The 21,337-nt window shown below is 69.4% G+C and carries 20 protein-coding genes and 1 other RNA gene; 17 read left to right on the top strand and 4 right to left on the bottom strand.

The genetic code is table 11. The annotated features are described in order from the left end of the window. Positions 1–2 precede the first annotated feature (2 nt). The 12 genes from ACQP2P_RS41590 to ACQP2P_RS41535 all read left to right on the top strand — a co-directional run bounded on the left by ACQP2P_RS41590 (position 3) and on the right by ACQP2P_RS41535 (position 14,157). Positions 3–824, top strand: coding sequence for a tryptophan 2,3-dioxygenase (locus tag ACQP2P_RS41590; RefSeq protein WP_433610547.1), 822 nt, complete (start codon positions 3–5; stop codon positions 822–824). A 90-nt stretch (positions 825–914) separates the two neighbouring features. Next, positions 915–2,735 carry a protein kinase domain-containing protein gene (locus ACQP2P_RS41585; protein ID WP_433610545.1) on the top strand — a complete coding sequence of 607 codons (1,821 nt, stop codon included), beginning with the start codon at positions 915–917 and terminating at the stop codon, positions 2,733–2,735. A 104-nt stretch (positions 2,736–2,839) separates the two neighbouring features. After that, entirely contained in the window at positions 2,840–3,355 is a 516-nt protein-coding gene (locus ACQP2P_RS41580; RefSeq protein WP_433610543.1) for a PadR family transcriptional regulator, read from the top strand. A gap of 29 nt (positions 3,356–3,384) precedes the next feature. After that, positions 3,385–4,503, top strand: coding sequence for a peptide chain release factor 2 (prfB, locus tag ACQP2P_RS41575; RefSeq protein WP_433610541.1), 1,119 nt, complete (start codon positions 3,385–3,387; stop codon positions 4,501–4,503). Positions 4,504–4,723: 220 nt separating this feature from the next. Then, positions 4,724–5,404, top strand: coding sequence for a cell division ATP-binding protein FtsE (ftsE, locus tag ACQP2P_RS41570; RefSeq protein ID WP_190251422.1), 681 nt, complete (start codon positions 4,724–4,726; stop codon positions 5,402–5,404). A 66-nt stretch (positions 5,405–5,470) separates the two neighbouring features. Next, entirely contained in the window at positions 5,471–6,346 is an 876-nt protein-coding gene (gene ftsX, locus ACQP2P_RS41565) for a permease-like cell division protein FtsX (RefSeq protein ID WP_433610539.1), read from the top strand. Positions 6,347–6,952: 606 nt separating this feature from the next. Further along, positions 6,953–8,239 (top strand): peptidoglycan DD-metalloendopeptidase family protein, encoded by a 1,287-nt coding sequence (locus ACQP2P_RS41560; protein WP_433610537.1) that lies wholly within the window; start codon positions 6,953–6,955, stop codon positions 8,237–8,239. Between the two features lie 701 nt (positions 8,240–8,940). Further along, positions 8,941–9,420 (top strand): SsrA-binding protein SmpB, encoded by a 480-nt coding sequence (smpB, locus tag ACQP2P_RS41555; RefSeq protein ID WP_433610535.1) that lies wholly within the window; start codon positions 8,941–8,943, stop codon positions 9,418–9,420. Between the two features lie 69 nt (positions 9,421–9,489). Further along, a complete protein-coding gene (locus tag ACQP2P_RS41550; RefSeq protein ID WP_433610533.1) occupies positions 9,490–10,872 on the top strand; it encodes an SRPBCC domain-containing protein in 1,383 nt (460 codons plus the stop codon). 71 nt (positions 10,873–10,943) lie between these two features. Continuing rightward, positions 10,944–11,317, top strand: a transfer-messenger RNA (tmRNA) gene (gene ssrA / locus ACQP2P_RS41545). 536 nt (positions 11,318–11,853) lie between these two features. Further along, complete coding sequence (locus tag ACQP2P_RS41540; RefSeq protein WP_433619498.1) at positions 11,854–12,429, top strand: Uma2 family endonuclease; 576 nt, start codon at positions 11,854–11,856, stop codon at positions 12,427–12,429. A 309-nt stretch (positions 12,430–12,738) separates the two neighbouring features. Further along, positions 12,739–14,157 carry a stress response protein gene (locus ACQP2P_RS41535; RefSeq protein WP_433610531.1) on the top strand — a complete coding sequence of 473 codons (1,419 nt, stop codon included), beginning with the start codon at positions 12,739–12,741 and terminating at the stop codon, positions 14,155–14,157. A 78-nt stretch (positions 14,158–14,235) separates the two neighbouring features. Here ACQP2P_RS41535 and ACQP2P_RS41530 read toward each other — a convergent pair whose 3' ends face one another. Further along, entirely contained in the window at positions 14,236–14,637 is a 402-nt protein-coding gene (locus ACQP2P_RS41530; RefSeq protein ID WP_433610529.1) for a hypothetical protein, read from the bottom strand. A 106-nt stretch (positions 14,638–14,743) separates the two neighbouring features. On the opposite strand from ACQP2P_RS41530, the gene ACQP2P_RS41525 reads away from it, so the two are divergent. Together ACQP2P_RS41525 and ACQP2P_RS41520 are read left to right on the top strand one after the other, a co-directional pair. After that, a complete protein-coding gene (locus tag ACQP2P_RS41525; protein WP_433610527.1) occupies positions 14,744–15,193 on the top strand; it encodes a hypothetical protein in 450 nt (149 codons plus the stop codon). 21 nt (positions 15,194–15,214) lie between these two features. Further along, positions 15,215–15,553 (top strand): DUF5615 family PIN-like protein, encoded by a 339-nt coding sequence (locus tag ACQP2P_RS41520; RefSeq protein WP_433610525.1) that lies wholly within the window; start codon positions 15,215–15,217, stop codon positions 15,551–15,553. 170 nt (positions 15,554–15,723) lie between these two features. On the opposite strand, the gene ACQP2P_RS41515 is transcribed toward ACQP2P_RS41520, so the two are convergent. From ACQP2P_RS41515 to ACQP2P_RS41505, 3 genes are all read right to left on the bottom strand, one after another. Further along, complete coding sequence (locus ACQP2P_RS41515) at positions 15,724–16,095, bottom strand: type II toxin-antitoxin system VapC family toxin (protein ID WP_433610523.1); 372 nt, start codon at positions 16,093–16,095, stop codon at positions 15,724–15,726. Next, entirely contained in the window at positions 16,092–16,343 is a 252-nt protein-coding gene (locus tag ACQP2P_RS41510; protein WP_433610521.1) for a type II toxin-antitoxin system Phd/YefM family antitoxin, read from the bottom strand. The genes ACQP2P_RS41515 and ACQP2P_RS41510 overlap by 4 nt, the downstream gene beginning before the upstream one ends. 269 nt (positions 16,344–16,612) lie before the next feature. After that, positions 16,613–17,530 (bottom strand): IS5 family transposase, encoded by a 918-nt coding sequence (locus ACQP2P_RS41505; RefSeq protein ID WP_433604667.1) that lies wholly within the window; start codon positions 17,528–17,530, stop codon positions 16,613–16,615. Between the two features lie 196 nt (positions 17,531–17,726). Between ACQP2P_RS41505 and ACQP2P_RS41500 the strand changes: the two genes are divergently transcribed. The 3 genes from ACQP2P_RS41500 to ACQP2P_RS41490 all read left to right on the top strand — a co-directional run bounded on the left by ACQP2P_RS41500 (position 17,727) and on the right by ACQP2P_RS41490 (position 21,132). Continuing rightward, positions 17,727–18,740, top strand: coding sequence for an aldo/keto reductase (locus ACQP2P_RS41500; protein WP_433610519.1), 1,014 nt, complete (start codon positions 17,727–17,729; stop codon positions 18,738–18,740). Positions 18,741–18,912: 172 nt separating this feature from the next. Next, entirely contained in the window at positions 18,913–19,857 is a 945-nt protein-coding gene (locus ACQP2P_RS41495; protein ID WP_433610517.1) for an RNA polymerase sigma-70 factor, read from the top strand. Positions 19,858–19,950: 93 nt separating this feature from the next. Beyond that, on the top strand, positions 19,951–21,132 hold the full coding sequence (locus ACQP2P_RS41490; protein WP_433610515.1) for an NAD(P)/FAD-dependent oxidoreductase: 1,182 nt from the start codon (positions 19,951–19,953) through the stop codon (positions 21,130–21,132). The last annotated feature ends 205 nt before the right edge of the window (positions 21,133–21,337 follow it).

Raw genomic sequence — 21,337 nt, 5'->3', positions numbered from 1 at the left:
CGGTGACCAACGAATCTGCCGGCAGCGCGGCCGGCAACTGGACCGATGCGCATTTCGGGGAGCAGGGCGGCCGCCTCACGTACGGTGACTATCTGCGCCTGTCGGGGTTGCTCGAGGCCCAGGTCCCGGAGTCCAGCCCGCCCGCGCACGACGAGCTGCTCTTCATCACGATTCATCAGGTGTACGAGCTGTGGTTCAAGCTGGTGCTGCACGAGCTCGAGAACGCGCGGGATCGCCTGCTGGACGGCGAGACGTATCTGCCCCGGGTCCGGCTCGAGCGGTGCCTGTCGATCGAGCGGGTGCTCGTGGGTCAGGTCGACGTCATCGACACCATGACCCCGCAGGACTTCCTGCGCTTCCGCAACAAGCTGTCCCCGGCCTCGGGGTTCCAGTCCGCGCAGTTCCGCGAGATCGAGTTCCTGTCGGGGCTGAAGGACCACACGTACCTGCAGCGCTTCCGCGGCCTGTCGGAGCTTGAGCGCGCCCGGCTGGAGCGGCGGCTGGCCGAGCCGAGCCTGTGGGAGGCGTTCCTGACGATGCTCGGCAAGCACGGCTTCGCGGTCGACGACGCCGAGGAGCGCGTCGAGTCGCTGCTGGCGATCTCGCGGGACCGGGAGCGCTACGGCCCGCTGTGGGATCTCGCCGAGGCGATGCTCGCCCACGATCAGGCCTGGTCGCTGTGGCGGGCCCGGCACGTGCTCATGGCCGAGCGCCAGATCGGCACCAAGGCGGGCACGGGCGGCAGCGCCGGCGGGGCGTACCTGCGCTCCCGCGTCGAGCTGCGGTTCTACCCCGAGCTGTGGGAGCTGCGCAGCCGGATGTAGCCGACTCCCCGGTTTGTGCCATCCGGCCCGGCGGGGGAGCCGGGGCGTGGTGGCCCTCGCCTACCGTCTCGGGTAAGGGGAGGGACGGTCATGAAGACGGTCACGGGCGCGAAGACGATCCTGGGCAACCGCTACCGGCTCGAGTCGGAGGTGGCCCGGGGCGCGATCGGCGCGGTCTGGCGCGCGTACGACACGCGGGCCGGCGAGTGGGTCGCGGTCAAGGTGCTGCGCTCCGAGGCCGCCGAGGTGTCCGAGCTCAAGGACGGCTTCCTCGGCGAGGCCGAGCTGCTCGCCGGGCTGGAGCACCCCTCCGTCATCCGGGTCAAGAACCTCGTCAGCGACAAGCACGTGCTCGCGATCGCCATGGAGCTCGTCGCCGGGCCGGACCTGCGCCGCCGGCTGCGCGCCGAGGGTCCCCTGCCGCCCGCGGTCGCGGCCGAGGTGGTCGCGCAGGTCGCCGACGCGCTCGCGTACGTGCACGCGAACAACATCGTCCACGGCGACGTGAAGCCGGGGAACCTGCTCGTGCCCACCGACGGCGGGCCGGTGCGCCTCGCCGACTTCGGCGTCGCCCGGCGCCTGGACCGCCCGGCCGGGCCGACGCACGCCACGCCCGAGTACGTGGCGCCGGAGGTCGTGGCCGGGGGCTCCCCGAGCCCGGCCGCCGACGTGTACGCGCTCGGCGTCGTGCTCTTCGAGCTGATCTGCGGCCGCAGCCCGTACCGTGGCGGCTCGCCCACCGACGTCCTGCGCCGCCACGCCGACTGCGTGCCGGTGCCCCCGCCCGGCATGCCGGCCGCGCTCTGGCCGGTGATCGAGGCGTGCATGGAGATCGACCCGCGCATGCGGCCGACGGCGGCCTCGATCGTCGGGCGCCTCCGCGCGGCCGAGGGCGCCCTCGACGGGTTCGAGCCGCTGCCCCGGCTGCCCGCCGAGGCCGTCACGTTCTGGCAGCGCTCGGCCGAGCTGACCGCGCCCGTGCAGGCGCCGGTCCGGCGCGTCGACTGGGTGCCGCTGCCGACCGCCCCGACCTCGCCGGCGGCCGCGTCCGCCGCGCTGATGATGGCGGTGCCGATCGGGGAGCGGCCCACCGAGCCCCACGGCGTCGCCGAGGTTCCCACGCAGGTCATTTCGGCATCGGTACCGTCCGAGCAGCCTCCCGCCGCGGCCGCCCGCGAAGCCGGGGAGTCCTCGGACTCGGCTCGCCCGGAGGCCGACCCGGCGATCGCGGCCGTCGCGGCGGGGACGCCGCTGTGGGCCGGGCCGGACGCGGCCGAGACGATCATCCCGTCGCAGCGTGCCGCTTCCGCCGACGAGCCGCTGACGGAGATCGTCGCGGCTCCCGAGCCGCCGACCGCCCCTGTTGCGCAGGTCGCGCCCGTTGCGCAGCTCGCACCAGTTGCGCCGATTACGCCTTTCGTCCCGTTCGCGCAGCCGGCCCCGGCGACTCCGGAGGAGACCGCCGGCCGGCTGTTCGAGGACTTCGGCGAGTCCGACACGCCCGGCCACCGCGACACGCCAGACGGTCCCGGCACGCAGAAGCGGCAGCGCCGGGTTCTCGCCGCGATCGGCGGCGGCCTGCTGCTCATCGTCATCCTGGCGGTCGGCGCGCTGCTCTTGCCCGGAAAAACCCCGAAAACCGACAATACGGGCGATAAGCGGGTCAACGCCACCACGCCGGCACCCGCCGCGTCGAGCTCGGCCGGCGCCGCGCCCGCGGTCACACCGCAGGAGACCCGGACGACGGCCGACCCCGGTCCGACCGGCAACCCGGGCTCCGGCGAGCAGAAGCCGACGAAGAAGCCCGCCACCCCGGCGCCGACGAAGACCGGGCTGCCCGGCCTCGGCGACCCGATGCCGTCGTTCCCCCCGATGCCGTCGATGCCCGCATTCCCGACCTTCAGGCAATGAGCAGCTCCGTACGGCCGTCCTAACTCGACAGTCGCAGCGCGACAGTTCACTGTGGATTTGCCGAAATGCTGGACTGCGCTGGCGAAAGATGACAGCGTGGGGCTATGGCGGATTCTGGACTCAACGCGACCGCGGCTGCGCTGCTCGGCCTCCTGCACGAGGGACCGATGACGGGCGGCCAGTTGATGGCAGCCGCGCAGCGCCGGCTCGGGCCCTACTGGTCCATGACGCGCAGCCAGGTCTACCGGGAGCTGCCGGCCCTCGCCGAGTCCGGATACGTCAAGCTCGGCAAGCCCGGCGCGCGCTCCAGCCAGCCCTACGCGATCACGCCGGCGGGCAAGCGCGCCTTCGCGCGGTGGCTGTCGGAGCCGGCCGGTCGCGAGGCGCTGCGCAATCCGGTGGCGCTGCGCGTCGCATTCGGGGCACAGCAGTCCGCCACGCAACTGCAGGACGTCTATGCGCAGGCGGCCGAATACCACAATGCCGCGCTGACCGAGGCCCGCGAGATGGCCAAAGAGGCCAAGAAGTCCGGCGACGACTTCTTCGCGGCCTCGCTGGACTTCGCGGTCGGATATCACAAGGCGGCGCTCACCTGGCTCAAGAGCGCGCCCGGCAAATAGCCGGGGGCGCCTCGGCGTACCCTTGATGCGTGACTGCTCTGGACCACGCCGAATCCCTCAAGAACCTCGACGGCACCCTGCGCAACATCGAGGCGGTCCTCGACCTCGGTCGCCTGCGCAAGGAGAAGGCCGCGCTCGAGGAGCAGGCGTCGGCTCCCAACCTGTGGGACGACCAGGTCGCCGCGCAGAAGGTGACGTCCCGCCTGTCCTACGTCCAGGGCGAGATCAACCGGCTGGAGTCGCTGCGGTCGCGGCTGGACGACGCCCAGGTCCTGCTCGAGCTGGCCGAGGCCGAGAGCGACCCCTCCTCGCTCGTCGAGGTCGCCGAGGAGATCACCGGGCTGACGAAGTCGATCTCGGACCTCGAGGTGCGCACCCTGCTCTCCGGCGAATACGACGCCCGTGAGGCGCTCGTGACCATTCGCGCCGGCGCCGGCGGGGTGGACGCGGCCGATTTCGCCGACATGCTCCTGCGGATGTATCTGCGCTGGGCGGAACGGCACGGCTACGAGACCGACGTCTATGACACCTCCTACGCCGAGGAGGCCGGCATCAAGTCGGCGACCTTCGCGGTCAAGGCCCCGTTCGCCTACGGCACGCTGTCCGTGGAGTCGGGCACCCACCGCCTCGTGCGGATCAGCCCCTTCGACAACCAGGGCCGCCGCCAGACCTCGTTCGCGGCGCTGGAGGTCGTGCCGGTCGTCGAGCAGACCGACGACGTCGAGATCCCCGACGACGAGCTGCGCGTCGACGTGTACCGCTCCAGCGGCCCCGGCGGCCAGGGCGTCAACACCACCGACTCGGCGGTGCGCCTGACCCACATCCCGACCGGCATCGTGGTCTCCTGCCAGAACGAGCGCTCGCAGATCCAGAACAAGGCGACCGCCATGGGCGTGCTCAAGGCCAAGCTGCTGGCGCTCAAGCGGGCCGAGGAGGCGGCGAAGATGGACGCCCTGCGCGGCGACGTGGCCGGCTCCTGGGGCGACCAGATGCGCTCCTACGTCCTGCACCCCTACCAGATGGTCAAGGACCTGCGCACGGAGCACGAGACCGGCAACCCGACCGCGGTCTTCGACGGCGACCTCGACGCGTTCATCGACGCGGGCATCCGCTGGCGCAAGCAGCGGGAGCTCGACCCGGCCGCGTAACGGCACCGTTTCGCGCTTGATCATCTCTTTGGAGTCCGTCAATCACTGACGGTGACTCCGATTGCTCGCAGTAAAAAGTGACGTATATCACATTCTTGTGTGGGAATCAAGCGCTGCCCTGCGGTTCGCGTCCCCGGTTCGGGTTCGCAATCCTGGCAAATCGCGCATGACGCACCGCGTGTACTTGGCCCGCTTGTCACACCGCGTAGACTCACCTCCCGTGATTCGGCTTGACCACGTGACGAAGACGTATCCGAAGGCGTCTCGCCCCTCCCTTGACGATGTCTCCGTGAACATCGAGAAGGGCGAGTTCGTCTTCTTCATCGGTCCCTCCGGCTCAGGCAAATCCACGATCATCAAGCTGCTGCTGCACGAGGTCACCCCGAACCGGGGCAAGGTCGTCGTGAACGAGCGCGACGTGACGTCGATGCGCTCGTGGCGGATCCCGGCCTTCCGGCGCCAGATCGGCTGCGTGTTCCAGGACTTCCGCCTCCTGCCGAACCGCACGGCCTACGAGAACGTGGCGTTCGCCCTCGAGGTGATCGGCAAGTCCAAGGGCGTCGCCCGCCGCGTCGTCCCCGAGGTGCTCGAGCTCGTCGGTCTCGGCGGCAAGGAGCACCGCTACCCCCACGAGCTCTCCGGCGGTGAGCAGCAGCGCGTCGCCGTCGCCCGGGCGTTCGTCAACCGGCCGCTGATCCTGCTGGCTGACGAGCCCACCGGAAACCTGGACCCGGACACGTCGATCGAGATCATGCGACTGCTCGACCGGATCAACCGGACCGGGACCACGGTCGTCATGGTCACCCACGACTCCAACATCGTGAACCAGATGCGCCGCCGGGTCGTAGAGATCGAAAGTGGCCGGATTGTGCGGGACCAGCCGCGCGGTGTCTACGGCTGACCCCAGCCCTAGTCCGCACCGCTCCCCGTCCTCCTGCTGGGCCCGCTGGGAAGGAACCCCCACCCGATGCGCGTGAGATACATCCTGACCGAAGTCCTGACCGGGCTTTGGCGCAACGTCACGATGACCATCGCGATGATCATCACGATGACCGTGTCGCTGACCATGCTCGGCGCGAGCCTGCTGCTCTTCTTCCAGGTCGGCAAGATGGAAGACTTCTTCTACCAGCGGGTGGAGGTGTCCGTCTTCCTCAAGGCCGACGTCAGCGACGACCAGCGCGCGAGCATCGAGAGCGCGCTGAAGTCCAACGGCCTGGTCAAGTCCTACGAGCACGAGACCAAGGAAGCCGCCTGGAAGCGATTCCAGGAGCAGTTCAAGGACGCGCCCGACCTCGTCGCCGCGACCAAGCAGGACTCCCTGCCCGAGTCGTACCGGATCAAGCTGAAGGACCCGAACAAGGTCCAGGACTTCAGCGACCAGTTCCGCAGCCAGGAGGGCGTCAGCGACATCCTCGACCAGAAGCAGCTGCTGAAACGGGTCTTCGACCTGCTCGGCGCGCTGCAGACCCTGGCGCTGACCGTCGCGGTCGTCCAAGGCGCCGCGGCCCTGCTCCTGGTGGCCAACACGATCCAGGTGGCCGCCTACAGCAAGCGCCGCGAGGTGGCCGTCATGAAGCTGGTGGGCGCCTCGAACTGGTTCATCCAGATGCCCTTCGTCCTGGAGGCGGTCTTCGCCGGCCTGATCGGCGCGATCCTCGCCTTCGGTGGGCTGGTCGCGGCCAAGATCTTCTTCATCGACGGCTCGCTCAAGGCGCTGACAGCGGTCCTGCTGCCGGTGGACTGGAGCAACGTATGGGTCATGCTTCCGGTCCTGTGCGGCGCCGGCGGTCTGGTGAGCGCCATCACGGCCTGGGTCACGCTGCGCTTCTACGTGCGCGTCTGACCCGACCGGCCCAGCGGCTCCTTCGAGGGCGGATCCCCACTGCGGGGTCCGCCCTCGCCGCATCTTCCGACATTCGAGTTGGACGGCGGCCGGCTAGGTGGCCCTGCTCCGCCGCGCCGACCCGCCTTGTTCCGCAGTGCCTCGCTCGCGTGCCGCGGGCGGCGAGCCGCGCCTGTGCTCGCGTGCCGCGGGCGGCGAGGGTGGCGTCCGCGCCTGTGCTCGCGTGCCGCGGGCGGGGAGCCGTGCCTGTGCTCGCGTGCCGTGGGCGGCGAGGGTCGCGTCCGCGCCTGTGCTCGTGCGGCGCAGGTGCTCCGTGCCGCGCTGGTTCGCGGCCCCGAGCGCAGGGCGTTCGCGCGGGAGTCGGCCGCGCGTGGCGGCGTCTACGCCTCGGCAACGTGTGCGATGCCGTGCGCCGCAAGTGTGTCGGTCCACGCCTGTGTCGGTCCTCGCCGGCCGCGGTCGTCGGTGTCGGAGCCGGCGGCGAGTGCGTTCGCGATAGGGCATTCACGTTGGGTCGCCACGATAGGTGCATTTAACCGAAATTCCGGACTTACGAGCTTTTTCCTGCGTACGGTAACCCTCAAGTGGTACTGGAGGGTTGCTTCCGTGAACCGAATCCGGATCGTCGCCGCGTTCGGCGTCGTGCTCATGCTGCTCGGCCCGGGCTCCGTCGCACACGCGGACGCCGGCGATGACAAGGCTCGGCTCGACAAGCAGTTGCAGGAGACGCAGGCCACGCTCGAGGCGGCCACCGACAAGGCCCAGCAGGCCGCGGCCGACCACGATCGCGCGCAGGCGGCGCTCCCGGGCGCCCAGCAGAGCCTGGCCGACGCCAAGGGGCGCGTGATCGCGGCCGATGCGGCGGTACGGCAGGCCGAGCGCGACCGCACCGCCGCCGACGCCGCCGCCCAGGAGGCCGACGCCGGGTACGCCGAGGCCAAGCGGCAGGTCGACAAGGCCCGCCAGGACGTGTCCGTCTTCGTGGCGGCCGCGTACAAGGGCGGCGGCTTCGCCATGGTCAACTCGGTGCTCGACTCCGGGGGCCCGACGGATCTAGCGCTGCGCATCGAGTACCTCAACCACGTCGCCGAGGAGAACCAGGCGGCCGTCGACGAGCTCACCGCGGCTCGGATGGACGCGAAGAAGCGCAGCGACACCGCGGTGCTCGCGCTGCGCCGCGCTCAGGAGGCCGCGGATGCCGCCCGGCACAGCCTCGCCGAGTCGCAGGCGGCTCAGGCCGGGGCGGAGCGGGCGGCCGCCGACGTGCAGCAGCTGCTCGACACCAGCGCGGCGGCCGAGGCGACCGCGAACGCGGAGCGCAGTGCGGTGCTCGCCCGCTACGAGGCGCTCAAGGTCGAAAGCGACAAGGTCGCTGAGCAGCTGCGGGCCGAGGCGCAGGCGGAGGCCCGGAAGGCGAAGCAGCGCTCGGGCGGCGGCACAGGCAACAACGCCGCGCCGACCACCGTCGTCGGCCCGAAGACCGGGGCCTTCTTCCTGATGCCGGTGCACGGCTGGAAGTCGAGCAACTTCGGGATGCGGTTCGACCCGGTGTACAAGGTCTACCAGCTCCACGCGGGCGTCGACATCGCGGCGGGCGGAGGCCAGCCCATCGTCGCGGCGGCGGACGGCGTGGTGGTGCGCGCGGGCCCGTCGGGCGGCAACGGCAACTACACCTGCATCTCGCACGGTCTCTACCAGGGCAAGGGGCTCGCGACCTGCTACGCCCACCAGTCCGCGATCCTCGTGCACGTCGGCGAGCGCGTGAGCCGCGGTGAACTGATCGGCCGTGTCGGCACCACGGGGGCGTCGACCGGGTACCACCTGCACTTCGAGGTGCGACTCAACGGGAGCCCGGTCCAGCCCCTGACCTGGCTGCCGGGGTGCCTCTGCTGAGCCTGGGCCGATTAGTGCGAAATGTCCGGCGCTGGCGCGCCGGACATTTCGCTTTTATCGCCTGACGGGGGATAAACAGGCTCGCGGTGGCGCACAGAAGATCACGTGCGCTTCGGAGTCGCTGTGTGCTCACGGTGGGTGCGCGACCAGCCGCGGAGGTGGCAGTTTCGGCGCGTCGGCGCGGAGCGGTGCGTCGCGGGAGGATCGGGTGGGCGAGCAGCCGCGGAGATGGCAGCTTTGGCTCGCCGGCGCGGAGCGGTGCCTTGCGGAGGATCGGGTCCGCAACCAGCCGCGGAGGTGGCAGCTTTGGCTCGCCGGGGGAGCGGTGCGTCGCGGGAGGATCGGGTGCTGCTGGACTCGCGGAGATCGGGCGGTGTGCTGCCGACGCGGAGGTGCCGGCGGTGCCGGGCGGGGTCTCGCCGGGGGGGTCGGGGCCGTCGCGCTCGCGGAGATCTGGGGTGCGCGACCAGACGCGGAGGTGGCAGCGTCGGCGCGCCAGCGCCGAGCGGTGTCTCGCGGGAGGAACGGTCCGCACCACGGCGGACCCGAGTCATGGACTTCGCCCTTTGCGGGTGCCGCGTGCGGCCGGGTGGGCCGGCGCCGTGCGATGGGCGGTGGCGGCGCGTTTGCGGCCGCGTGGCCGAAATGGTCTTGCCGGGCGCGCTACGCTTCTCTTCGATCGAGCAACTCAGGAGGGGTCGATGCCGCGCGAAAAGGGGCGCAAGCTCGTCGCGTCCAACCGGAAGGCGCGTCACGACTACGAGATCCTCGAGACGTTCGAGGCCGGGATCGCGTTGACGGGCACCGAGGTCAAGTCGCTGCGCGCCGGGCGTTGCTCGCTCGTGGACGCGTTCGGGCAGATCTCCGATCGCGAGATCTATCTGCACGCGATGCACGTGCCGGAATACACGATGGGCACCTGGACCAACCATCCACCCCGTCGGATCCGGAAACTGCTGCTGAAGCGGCAGGAAATCGACCGGATCGGGGTCAAGGTCCGCGAAAGCGGCCTGACTCTGGTGCCGCTGTCGGTCTACTTCGCCGACGGATGGGCGAAGGTCGAGCTCGCCCTCGCGCGCGGTAAGAAGGCCTACGACAAGCGCCAGACGCTGGCCAAACGCGACGCCGAGCGCGAGATCGCTCGCGTTATGGGGCGCCGGGGCAAGGGCAGCGCAGAGTAAAGGACCTCCCGCGCGTGAGTACTTCGCCGCGGTAATGCAAGCAATGCGTGAAAGCCATATAGTCCCAGCGTGACCGAGATTCGGGTCGACGCTGACCTCGAGCAGCCACCTGCCGTGGTGTGGCGCGCGTTCACCGAGGCTCAGCTCGTCACCGACTGGCTCCCGACGAGCCGGTTCATGGTCCGCGACGACGGCACCTTCACGTTCCAGGCGCCCGATCTCGCCGGCCTCGAGGACCCGATCGAGGGCCAGATCGTCAAGGTCGAGGCGCCGCACCGGCTCGTGATGCGCTGGGAGGCCGCCAACCTGCACACCGTGGTCGCGGTGACGTTGCACGAGCGCGAGGACGGCACCCGGCTCACGATGACCCAGAGCGGGTTCCTGGGGCCTCAGGGGACGATGCGGCGGCGGGTACTGCTCACGACGTACACCACCCTCTTCGACGGCCCGCTGGCCGCCACCCTGGCCAAGCTCGCCGCCGCCCCGGAGCCCGCGACCCCGGCGCCCGACCCGCCGACGACACCGCGGCGCAACGACGGCGGATCGGTGTTCAACCGCCTCCCCGGCCAGCGCAACGCCCCGAGCCGCTCGGCGCCCGGCCTGAGCTCGCGTATGCGCTCGACGGCGGGCCCGCGCCCGACCACGTCCGTGCCGGGTTTCGCCGCGGCCGTGCTGACCGCACGGGCCACCGGTGTCGCCCCGGTCACCGCCGCCGCTCCCACGGTCGCCGACCCCGCGACCGCCGCCCCGGCCCCGTCGCGCCGGACGACGCTCGCCGCCCGCGTCAGCCCGGCCGTACGCGCGGCGTGGCACCGGCTGGTGGGGGCCCGCGACTGGTCCGCCGACCGCCGCAGTCAGGCGGTCGCGACGAGCGCGGCGGTCCTGCTCCTGCTGGCGATGGCCGCCATCCTCATCGGCAAGGCGACCGCCCTGCACCCGGCCGGCCCACCGCAGACCGGCGGCGCGAGCGAGGGCCCAGACCAGGCCACGATGCCGGCCGCGGTGGCGCCCCCGACCCGCGCGACCTCCGACCCGATCGTGCCGGCCGCCTCGCGCGCCCCGTCCGCGCCGCCGACCCCCTCGCTCACGCCGCCGGCGTCGGCGTTGGCGGCCCCGGCCCAGCTCACGGCCGGGTACAAGACCGAGAACCTGACCCTGACCTCGTACCGTGTGACGGTCACCATCACCAACCCCGCCACGACCACGGCCACCGCCGACGGCTGGGTGCTGATCATCCAGCTCCCCCTGTTGGACCTGGACGTGAGCAACGTCTCCGGCGCCGTCATGACCCGCTCCCAGGGCCGCATCTCCTTCACCCCGGTCGACGAGACCCGCAGGCTGAAGCCCGGCGCCACGGCCACGGTCCGCTTCGACGTCAACGGCCTCGGCGTCCGCAACGAGCCCTTCACCTGCACGATCGACCACCAGACGTGCTCCGCCATACCGGGATGAAGTTGTGGCGGGAAGGCGCTACGCTTGATCCGTCGCACCGTTGGTGGTGCGGCAGCCAACACCACCCGCGCGGGGGTGACTGGTTTCGACTTTGTTTGTAGCGATAGGGGAAGCGAGCCGAGGAAGCCGACGTTGTCTCGTGAATCAGTCGTCGGAAAGTTATAAGCGCCGAATACAAGCGCTCCGATCTCGCCCTCGCTGCCTAAGCCAGGGCCGAGATCTGTCGGTCTGGGATTGCCTTCGGCCCAGTAACCGGCATCAGCTAGAAGGCTGGCCAATCGAGCCCGGTCACGGGGCTCGTGCGGTGAGATCAATTGTGACTGGGCCTGTCACACCAACTCGCTCGCGTGATTGGTGAGGCCGAGTAGAGGCATAGCGAGCTGCGCTCGGAGAAGCCCTAACAAAGCGACGAAGGACCCGGGTTCGATTCCCGGCACCTCCACAAAGATCAAGGCGGTCGGCCAGCAGGCTGGCCGCCTTGGTGTTGAAAGGTCATGTCGCAGGTCACCGGCGAGCTGTCGTGCGGATTGAGGCAAGGGTCTTGCCGGTGCTGGCAACGAACCAGAAGTCGTAGCCGCTGCGATTTGGGGTAACGCCAGGCTTGAGCGCTGAGACGACAGCCTTCGCGGCGCCGCTGGGGGAGCGAAACCACGCTCCTGGCTCGGATCTGACGGGGAAGGTCACCAACGATGAGACTCCGTCACATCGCCGGCTTCAAGTAAGCCGTCGTCACCTCCACTGGAGATCAACTCCGGCGGCCCCGCCACAAGGCGGGGTCGCCGCTTTCGTTGACCGGTCGGCCTGAGGACTGCCGCGACGGGGATTCGCGGGCGGGGCGGCGCGGCTCCCCAATCATGTCCAGTTATGGCCATGTCCCCATTGCTGTAAGGTGTCGGCGTGTGTCTTGAGGGCGTGCGCGTCGCCGGTGGCCGGTTGGCATGGCAGGCTTGTGGCAGCAGCCGTCGGGAGGTGAAGCAGCTGATGAGCGTTGCGGTGCTTGAGCACGAAGGGCCATGGGGTGAGGACGAATACCTTGCGCTCGGCGAGACGGTGGATCGGATCGAGCTGCTCGACGGGAGCTTGTTGGTGAGCCCGGCGCCGAGCAAGCGGCACCAACGACTCTCGTCGCTGTTGTTTGTCGAGCTCGACAACGCGGCTTCCGCGGCGGGGCTACTTGCGTTGGAGGCGGTCAATGTCCGGCTGCATATGGGCCGGATCATGATTCCCGACCTTGTCGTGGCCGACACTGATGAGGACGGCGTCGTGATCGACGCACCCGATGTGCTGTTGGTCGTGGAGGTCGTGTCGCCCGGCAACGCCGGCGCCGATCGGCTGGTGAAGATGCAACTGTATGCCGCCGCAGGGATCGGCCTGTACCTGCTGGTCGAGCAGGAGCCGCCCGGCTCGATCATGCTGCGGTTGTTTCGGCTCGACGGGGCCCACTACGTGGAGCATGCGGTGGCCGAGGCTGGAGACGTGCTCCACGTCCGGGAACCGTTCGCGTTCGATCTCGACACGAACGTCCTGCTGCGCCGAGTGTCTCGGAACCTCACATGAGCGGGTTCAAGTAGGCGAGCGTTGCCTCCGATCCGAGCAGGCCGTGTCCAGCGGTGATGTCGACGCTGCCTGGATCGCGACAGCCGAGGCGGATGGGCGGTGCCTGGTTCGACCGGCGCTGTCCGTCTGCGTGACGTGTCCGTTCTCCCGGGTTGTGGGGGTGCTTCTGGTCCGGAATGCATCGTGCGATCCGCTGCTGGGAGCCGACGGACAGACTAAATTCGATATTCCCTTGCTAACTCGATCCACCCGTTTCGTCGGCGGAATTGGATGTAGCTTACGGTAACCACTCACCCGCGAGGAGTTGCCGTGTCTCAAGAAACGTGGCTCGCTGCCCGACTCATTCCGACCTCTGGCATCAATGGCGCGGCGGAGCAGGAACGGCGAGCGACGTCGGCATTGTTGGCCGTCATCAGCGCGGTGCGGGAGTTCGGCCGTGTGCTCACGCAGCCGTTGGGCGCTCCGGCGGGCGTGGTGCAGACGTACATCGAGGTTCCGTTCAAGCTCGGCGACCGGCAACTCTTCCCCGACGGGCTGATTCGGGTGACGCGGGGAGGGCGCCAGTGGACCGCGCTGGTCGAGGTGAAGACCGGAGCCAATGAGCTGGAGCCGCAGCAGATCGAGAGCTACCTCGACATCGCCCGGGAACAAGGCTTCGATGCAGTCATTACGATTTCGAACGAAATTCCCCCGATTCCTGGCCAACATCCGACGCTCGTCGACAAGCGGAAGCTGAAGAAAGTTGCGTTGTACCACCTTCCGTGGTCTGAGGTGCTCACCACGGCGGTCATGCAGAAGGAGTATCGGGGTGTCGCCGATCCGGACCAGGCATGGATCCTAGGAGAGCTGATTCGCTATCTGGAGCATCCCAAGTCGGGCGCCATGGAGTTCAGCGACATGGGGCCGGCATGGGTCTCAGTACGCGAGTCGGTGAGCGCGGGGACGCTTCGGCCTACCGACGCGACGGTCCCCCAGGTTGCCGGAAGATTCGACGCACTGGTTCGATACGCCGGGCTGCGGCTCGGTCGGCAGTTGGGCATCGAGGTCGTGCCCGCCCTGACGCGACGTGAGGCGGCAGAACCGCCACTGCGCACGCAGGCTCTGGTCGGCCAGCTGGCCGCGACCGGCACGATGACCGCCGGCCTGCGTATTCCCGGCGCAGTCGGGAACCTCTACATTACGGCCGACCTGCGAGCCGGCAAGATCATTTGTCATGTTGACCTGGAGGCGCCGCGCGAGGGTCGGATGACCACCAAGGTGAACTGGCTGACGCGGCAGCTGAGGAATGCCCCGGAAACGCTCAGGCTGGAGTCCTATGTGATGCACGCGCGTGGCCCCGGCAAGGCCGAACTCCTCCGCACCGTGCGTGAGAACCCGTCCGTGCTGGTCGCCGACCCTGCCAAGGACCTACGTGCGTTCCGCGTCGCTCAGAACTCCCCGGCCGGCACGAAGCGTGGAACCGGCCGGGGCGCCTTCGTCGATTCGGTGCTGGAGGCAATCGATTCCTTTTACGAGGACGTGATCCAGAATCTCAAGCCCTGGATGCCGACGCCTCCGAAGCTTCGCTCGCCCGAGGAGGCGGTCATCGTTGAACCCGTGCCGGCGGCGCTCAGCTCAACCGCCATCTCATCTCAGGATGGGCCAGAGCCGAGCGGCGGTACCCCGGTGAAGACATCGGTCGGCGGTCAGGAGGACTCTGATGCGGAGCCCGCCGGTGGGTTCAAGTAGTCCATCGTCACGTCCACAGTGATCAAGGCGGTCGGCCAGCAGGCCGGCCGCCTTGGTGTTGAAAGGTCATGTCGCAGGTCACCGGCGAGCTGTCGTGCGGATTGAGGCAAGGGTCTTGCCGGTGCTGGCAACGAACCAGAAGTCGTAGCCGCTGCGATTTGGGGTCACGCCAGGCTTGAGCGCTGAGACGACAGCCTTCGCGGCGCCGCTGGGGGAGCGAAACCATGCTCCAGCCAGTGGTGTCGATGTCACGGTCAGGCCGCCGGTTGTGGCGTCGAATACCCCTTCCACGCGTTGACCCTGATATGTCGCGTAGACCGGCACACCGTCTGGCGCTGTCCGGCCAGCGTCTGTGGCTCGAGATGCCTGGTGGAACTGTTCGATGAGGAAGGCGACGGCTTGCCCGTGCGTCAACCCTCCCGTCCGTGCTATGAGCGACAAGTCGCGGTACGTGCCGTCGTCGACCTCAATTTTCTCCACTTGAGGAGTCTACATCCCATCGGAGAAATTTCCGATACGGAGTTGACTCGCAGGCCGGGCGGCAGTATGGTGACCCCCCCCAACTACGAACGGCTACGATGTAGTCATGACGACTCCGCGCTCGGTCCGGTTCGAGGAGGGGGTGCTCTCCCGTCTCGATCGGTATGTCAAAGAACATCCAGGTTCGTCGTCGTCTTCCGTCGCCAACATGTTCATTGACGAGTCTCTTCGGGCCTACGAGCATCCAGGTGTCATGTTCCGACCGGGTCCAACCGGGCGCCGAGCCGCGCTGTCCGGTGGTCCGGACGTTTGGGAGGTCATCGCCGCGCTGAACGCGATTCGCGATGAGGATCCCAGCTTGGGCGGGGACCTGCTCACCGAGGAACTTGCCGCTGTCACGGGTCTCAGTGCCTCGCAAGTGGCGATCGCGCTTCGCTACTACGTCGCCTACCCGGATGAGATCGACGAGCGCATAGCAGGCAACAAGGACGTTGCGGAGCGGGAGGAACAGTTGTGGGCGGCCCAGCAGAGCCTTCTGCGGCGACCGAAAGCCTGACGAACCTGCTGCTCGACGAAAATGTATCCACCCACGCTGGCTCAGCGGCTCCGCGACAACGGCCACGACGTCGTAGCCGTGCTGGATATCGAGGTTGGCCTCGCATCGAGATCCGATGAGGACGTGTTGGCGTGGGCCGCGCGGAACAACCGATGCGTGGTCACGGAAAACGTAAGCGACTTCGCCCGCCTGGCATCGCAGGGAGTCGCTCACTGCGGGATCATGTTTGTCTTGGCGCGACGGTATCCGCGGACCAGGGACGGACTCATCCGACTCGGCGATGCCCTCGACGTGCTGCTGGCGGCAAAACAGGTTCCGGGAAGAGACGTCGTAACCTGGCTCGGATCTGACGGGGGATGAGACTCCGTCACATCGCCCGGTTCAAGTAAGCCATCGTCAGCTCCACTGGAGATCAACTCCGGTGGCCACACGCTGAGCGAATCAGGCCTCGCCCGTTGTGTCGCGTCAGGGGGCGGGAGTGCATGGGCCTGTGTTTTCCGCACCCCTGCGGCTATAACGCGGATCCTGCGCTAGAGCGGAAGGATGCTGACGTCGTACTTCTGGATTTCGGGATCGCGGGTGGCCAGTGTCAGGCCCTCGACCTGGGCCTGGGCGATGAGCATCCGGTCGAAGGGATCGCGGTGCAGGAGGGGCAGACGGCCGGCGACGATGGCGTGTTCGGCGGTGCTCGGCAACGGGCGAAAACCGGCGTCCCGGACGCGCTCGGGTAGGTCGGGTGGCTGGAGCTTGCCGTGGGCTTGTTTGATTGCCACTTCCCAGACGGTTGCCGAGCTCAGGTAGACGTCCGGCTCGTGGTCGAGCTGGTCCTTGATGTCGTCGGGCAGGGTCGGATCGTTGGCGAGCCACCGCAGGACGACGTGCGTACCGAGGAGAAGACTCACGACGTCAGGCCGAAGTCACGGGCAATCGCGTCGTTGACGTCGGATGAGTCCCAGTCCTCATCCATGGTCAGGCGACCGGCGAGCGAGCCGCGGCCGGCGCGGTTGACTCGTCGGCTCAAGGGGACGACCTTGGCCACCGGCGTGCCGGCCCGGCTGATGACGATCTCCTCGCCGTGCTCAACGCGGTCGATGATCCGCGAGAGGTTGGTCTTGGCGTCGTAGATGTTGAACGCGGCTGCTTCGAACACTGCGAACTCCTTAGCTAACAGCTTAGCTAATAGGCGCTCCGCTCGTCCGTCACGAACCTCGAGGACATCGTGGGCTCCGGCCGTTGTGTACGGCGATCGACCTTCCGGGTCCAGTTGCCCGTGAACCGCACTACGCCGATGACGTCAGCTCAGGTCGGGAACGAGATTTTCGAGCGGGACCGAGCCGTACTCCACGTAGCGGTTGCCGTCGAGGCGAAACTGCACGACGGTGCCGAGTCTAGAGAGCCACATGGCTACTAGGCCGTGTGTCATAAGTGCTTCGCGAGGCGGCGCAGCCAGATGTCGATGATGCTGATGGTTGTGGTGGTCTCGTACCGCACGGCGAGCTTTTCGTAGCGGGTGGCTACCGCTCGATGGGCTTTGAGCAGGTTGATCCCGCACTCCACGGCGTGGCGCTGCCGGTAGGCCACCAGGTCGAACGCTGGTGGCCTACCGCCCCGCGAACCGCGTGCGCGGCGGTGGGCGGCCTGATCAACTTTGATCGGGATGACGCACCGGATCGACCGCCGCCGCAGGTACTCCCGGTTCGCGCGGCTGCTGTACGCCTTGTCAGCCAGGACCCGGTCCGGGCGGACCCGCGGCCGGCCACCACCGGCACGGACCACCCGGATCCGGCGCAGCACCGTAGTGAACTGCGGGCTGTCCCCGCGCTGCCCGGCAGTCAGTACCAGCGCCAGGACTTTGCGGCCCTGCTCACAGGCCAGATGCAGCTTCGTGGTCCAGCCGCCCCGGGACCGGCCCAGCGCGTGATCACCCGGCTCCGCCGCGCCGTCCCCACCCGGCGGCTCGACCTGCAGATCGGGCCGCTTGCGGGCACCGGCGGCGTGCTGGTGCGCCCGGGTGATCGTCGAATCCACGCTCACGTCCCAGCCGATCAGACCCGCCGCGTCGGCGCGGCCCTGCACCACCGACAGGATCCGCGCCCAGGTACCGTCGCGCTGCCACAGCCGGTACCTGCCATAGATCGTGCGCCAGTGCCCGTAGCACTCCGGCACGTCCCGCCACGGCGACCCGACCCGGATCCGCCACCGAATCCCGTCAATAAGCTGCCGCTTACTCCACCTCGGCGGCCGGCCTGACTTCTTCCCCGTGGGCAGCAGCGGTTCCAGCAGCGCCCACTGCGCGTCGGTCAGGTCGAACCGCCTCGTCACCGCTACGCTGGCCACGAGGTCTCCGTGCAGATGGTTGTCTTGGTCGATAACCCATCTACCGGAGACCTCGCCACATATCGATCACCGACACGCCCGACCAGTCAACTCGCCACCACCACTACACGACCCACTTCTGACACACGGCCTAGGTCGAGGAGAGTCGCGAGTACCGGTTGACCTGGAGCGCACTCCAGGTGACAGGCTCGCCACCATGGATACGCGATTCCTGGGACGCAGTGGTATCGAGGTCAGTGCGCTCGGCATGGGCTGCTGGGCGATCGGCGGGCCGTTCTGGGCCGGTGCGCAGCCGCTCGGGTGGGGCGAGGTCGACGACGACGAGTCGATCCGGGCGGTTCGCCGCGCGGTCGAGCTCGGGGTGACGTTCTTCGACACCGCGAACGTGTACGGCGCCGGGCACAGCGAGAAGATCCTCGCCCGCGCGCTCGAGGGGCGGCGCGACGAGGTCGTGATCGCCACCAAGTTCGGGGGGACCTTCGACGAGCAGACGCGCCAGACCGGGCCGGATGACGGTACGCCCGCGAACGTCGAGCGCTCCGTGCGCGAGTCGCTGCGGCGGCTCGGCACCGACTACATCGACCTGTACCAGCTGCACATCAACAGCCTCCCGATCCCCGAGGCGCTCGACCTCGTGCCCGTGCTCGAGGGGCTCATCGACCAGGGGCTGATCCGAGCGTACGGCTGGAGCACCGACTTCCCCGAGCGCGCCGACGCCTTCGCGACCGAGGGGCGGCGCTGCGCCACGATCCAGGCCGACCTCTCGGTGCTGCGCGGCTCGTTCGAGGTGCTGCCCGTGGCCGCCAAGCACGACCTCGCCGTCATCATCCGCGGGCCGCTCGCGATGGGGCTGCTCGGCGGGCGCTACTCGGCGACCTCGGAACTGCCGCGCGACGACGTGCGCGGGCTGAGCCCGGAGTGGATGACGTACTTCCGCGACGGCCGCCCCACCCCCGAGTTCCTCACCCGCATCGACGCCGTCCGCGACATCCTGACCTCGAACGGCCGAACCCTGGCCCAGGGCGCGCTGGCGTGGCTGTGGGCGTTCGACGCGCGCACGATCCCGATCCCGGGCTGCCGCACGGTCGCCCAGGTCGAGGAGAACGCCGGCGCGCTGCGGCACGGCCCGCTGACCGAGCCGGAACTGGCCGAGATCGAGCGCCTCATGGGCCGCGCCCAGAGCGACGCAAGGGCGGATGCAAGGCCATGACTCGGGTCCGCCGTGGTGCGGACCGCTCCTCCCGCGAGACACCGCTCGGCGCTGGCGCGCCGTCGCTGCCACCTCCGCGGTGGCAGAGCAGCCCCTCATCGCGAAAACCCCGAGGCGGGGGGTGGGGTGCTCCGCGCCGGGCGGTTCGGCGGGGTGGGGTTAGCATCGGGCCATGAGCCTGGCCGCCGAGGATGTGGAGCGGTTCGAGGCATCCCGCCGGCGGCTGGAGGCCATCGCCTACCGGATGCTCGGCTCGGCCGCCGAGGCCGAGGACGTGGTGCAGGAGACCTACCTGCGCTGGCAGGCGGCCGATCCCGAGCGCATCGAGGTGCCCGAGGCCTGGCTCACCAAGGTGCTCACGAACCTCTGCCTCAACCAGCTCACCTCCGCACGGGCGCGGCGTGAGACCTACGTCGGGCAGTGGCTGCCCGAGCCTCTGCTCGCCGGCGACCCCATGCTCGGGCCGGCCGACACCGCGGAGCAGCGCGAGTCCGTCTCGTTCGCGGTGCTCACCCTCATGGAGCGGCTCTCGCCCAACGAGCGCGCCGTCTACGTGCTGCGCGAGGCGTTCGACTACCCGCACCGCGAGATCGCCGGCCTCCTCGACATCAGCGAGGCCGCCAGCCAGCAGATCTTCCACCGCGCCAAGCAGCACGTCGCCGAGGGCCGGGCCCGCACCGAGGTCGACGCGGCCGCGGCGCGGCGGATCGTCGAGGAGTTCCTGGCCGCGGCGGCCAACGGCCGGACCGAGCCGCTCGTGAAGCTGCTCACGGCCGACGCGGTGAGCATCGGCGACGGCGGCGGGAAGGTGCCGGCCCGGGCCAAGGCGTTCGAGGGCGCCGTGGCGGTGGCCAAGTTCGTGTGGGGGCTGTTCCGGCCCGGGGCCGGCAAGCGCGCCGCCGTCGGCGGCACGCCCGAGGTCTACGCCGCGACGGCCAACGGCGATCCGGCGGTCGTCGGTGTCCTGAACGGCCGCGTGGTCGGGGTCATGTGCCTCCAGGTGACCGAGGACGGCATCGCCGCGCTGCTCAACCAGGTGAACCCGGACAAGCTCGAGCGCGCGACCGCGACCTGGGCGGCCGAGGACCACGGAGAGCCGCTGTATACGGTCTTCTGACCGCCTGTGAGGTGCTTCACAGCGCGTGGGTGTCAGGAAACGGCGGGCCGCCCGGCTCAAAGGGCAAAACCACGCTGGACGGGAGCACCCACCATGTCGCACCGCATCGTCGTCCTGGGCGCCGGATACGCCGGGGCCATCGCCGCCGGCCGCCTGGCCCGCCGCCTCAGGCGCGAGGACGCCACCGTCACCCTCGTCAACGCCGAGCCCGACTTCGTGGAGCGGGTCCGCAACCACCAGCTCGCGACCGGCCAGACCCTCAAGCCCCGCCCGCTGGCCGAGATGTTCGCCGGCACCGGGGTCGACCTGCGCATCGCGAAGGTCACCGCCGTGGACGTCGACCGCCGGACGGTCAGCACGACCGGCGGCGAGCTCGGCTACGACACGCTGCTCTACGCCCTCGGCAGCGCCTGGAACGCGCGGGGTGTGCCCGGCGCCGCCGAGCACGCGTACGAGATCGCCGGCCGCCCCGGCGCCCTCCGCCTGCGCGAACGCCTGGCGCGCCTCGAACCCCGCCGCCCGGTCGTGGTCGTCGGCGGCGGCCTGACCGGCATCGAGGCGGCCACCGAGATCGCCGAGTCCCGCCCGGACCTGGACGTGTCCCTGGTGACCACCTCCGACCTGGGCGACTGGCTCTCCCCGAAGGGCCGCGCCCACCTGCGCCGGGTCTTGCGGAAGCTGCGCGTCACGGCCCACGAGCACACCACGGTGACCGCCGTCGAGCCCGACGCCGTCCGCACCGCCGACGACCGCACCATCCCGGCCGCCGTGACGATCTGGACCGGCGGCTTCGCGGTCCACCCGATCGCCGCCGACACCACGCTGGAGGTGACCGAGGCCGGCCAGATCGTCGTGGACGGCTACCTGCGCTCGGTCTCGCACCCGGACGTGTACGCCATCGGCGACGCCGCCATGGCCATGGGCCCGGGCGGCAAGCCCCTGCGCATGTCCTGCGCCTCGGGCACCCCCTCCGCCTGGCAGGCCGCCGACGCCATCGCCGCGAGACTGACCGGCGGCAAGCTCCCGAACGCCCCGATCCGCTACTTCAACCAGTGCATCTCCCTGGGCCGCAGGGACGGCCTCATCCAGTACGTGACCGCCGACGACCGGTCCAAGCCCGCCGTCCTGACCGGCCGCCTGGCCGCGGTCTACAAGGAGCTGGTGTGCAGGGGCGCGGCCTGGGCCGTGGCCAACCCGACTTTGGGCCTCCCAACCCGCCACCGCCCCACGACCCCAACCCCAACCGCAACCGAACCCAAGGTCAACGCCCGATAAAAAGACCGCACCCCCTCGCGCACCCGGCAGCAACGGCGCGAAGCGCCAAGCGGTGCCTGGCGGGAGCAACGGCCAGCCCCCCAACGAACCCGAGCAAAGAAAAGGCAAAGCGAAGCGAGCCGAACACCACCCGCAAGAACCGGACAGCGCCAAACAACCGACCCCCCATCGCAAACGCGTTTGGTGCTCCGCCGCGATGAGCAGG

The organism is Dactylosporangium sp. CA-139114, assembly GCF_050955725.1.
In the GTDB taxonomy this organism is placed as follows: Bacteria; Actinomycetota; Actinomycetes; order Mycobacteriales; family Micromonosporaceae; genus Dactylosporangium.
Note: the sequence above shows the minus strand (reverse complement) of the source record. Positions and strands in the feature narration are given on the sequence as shown.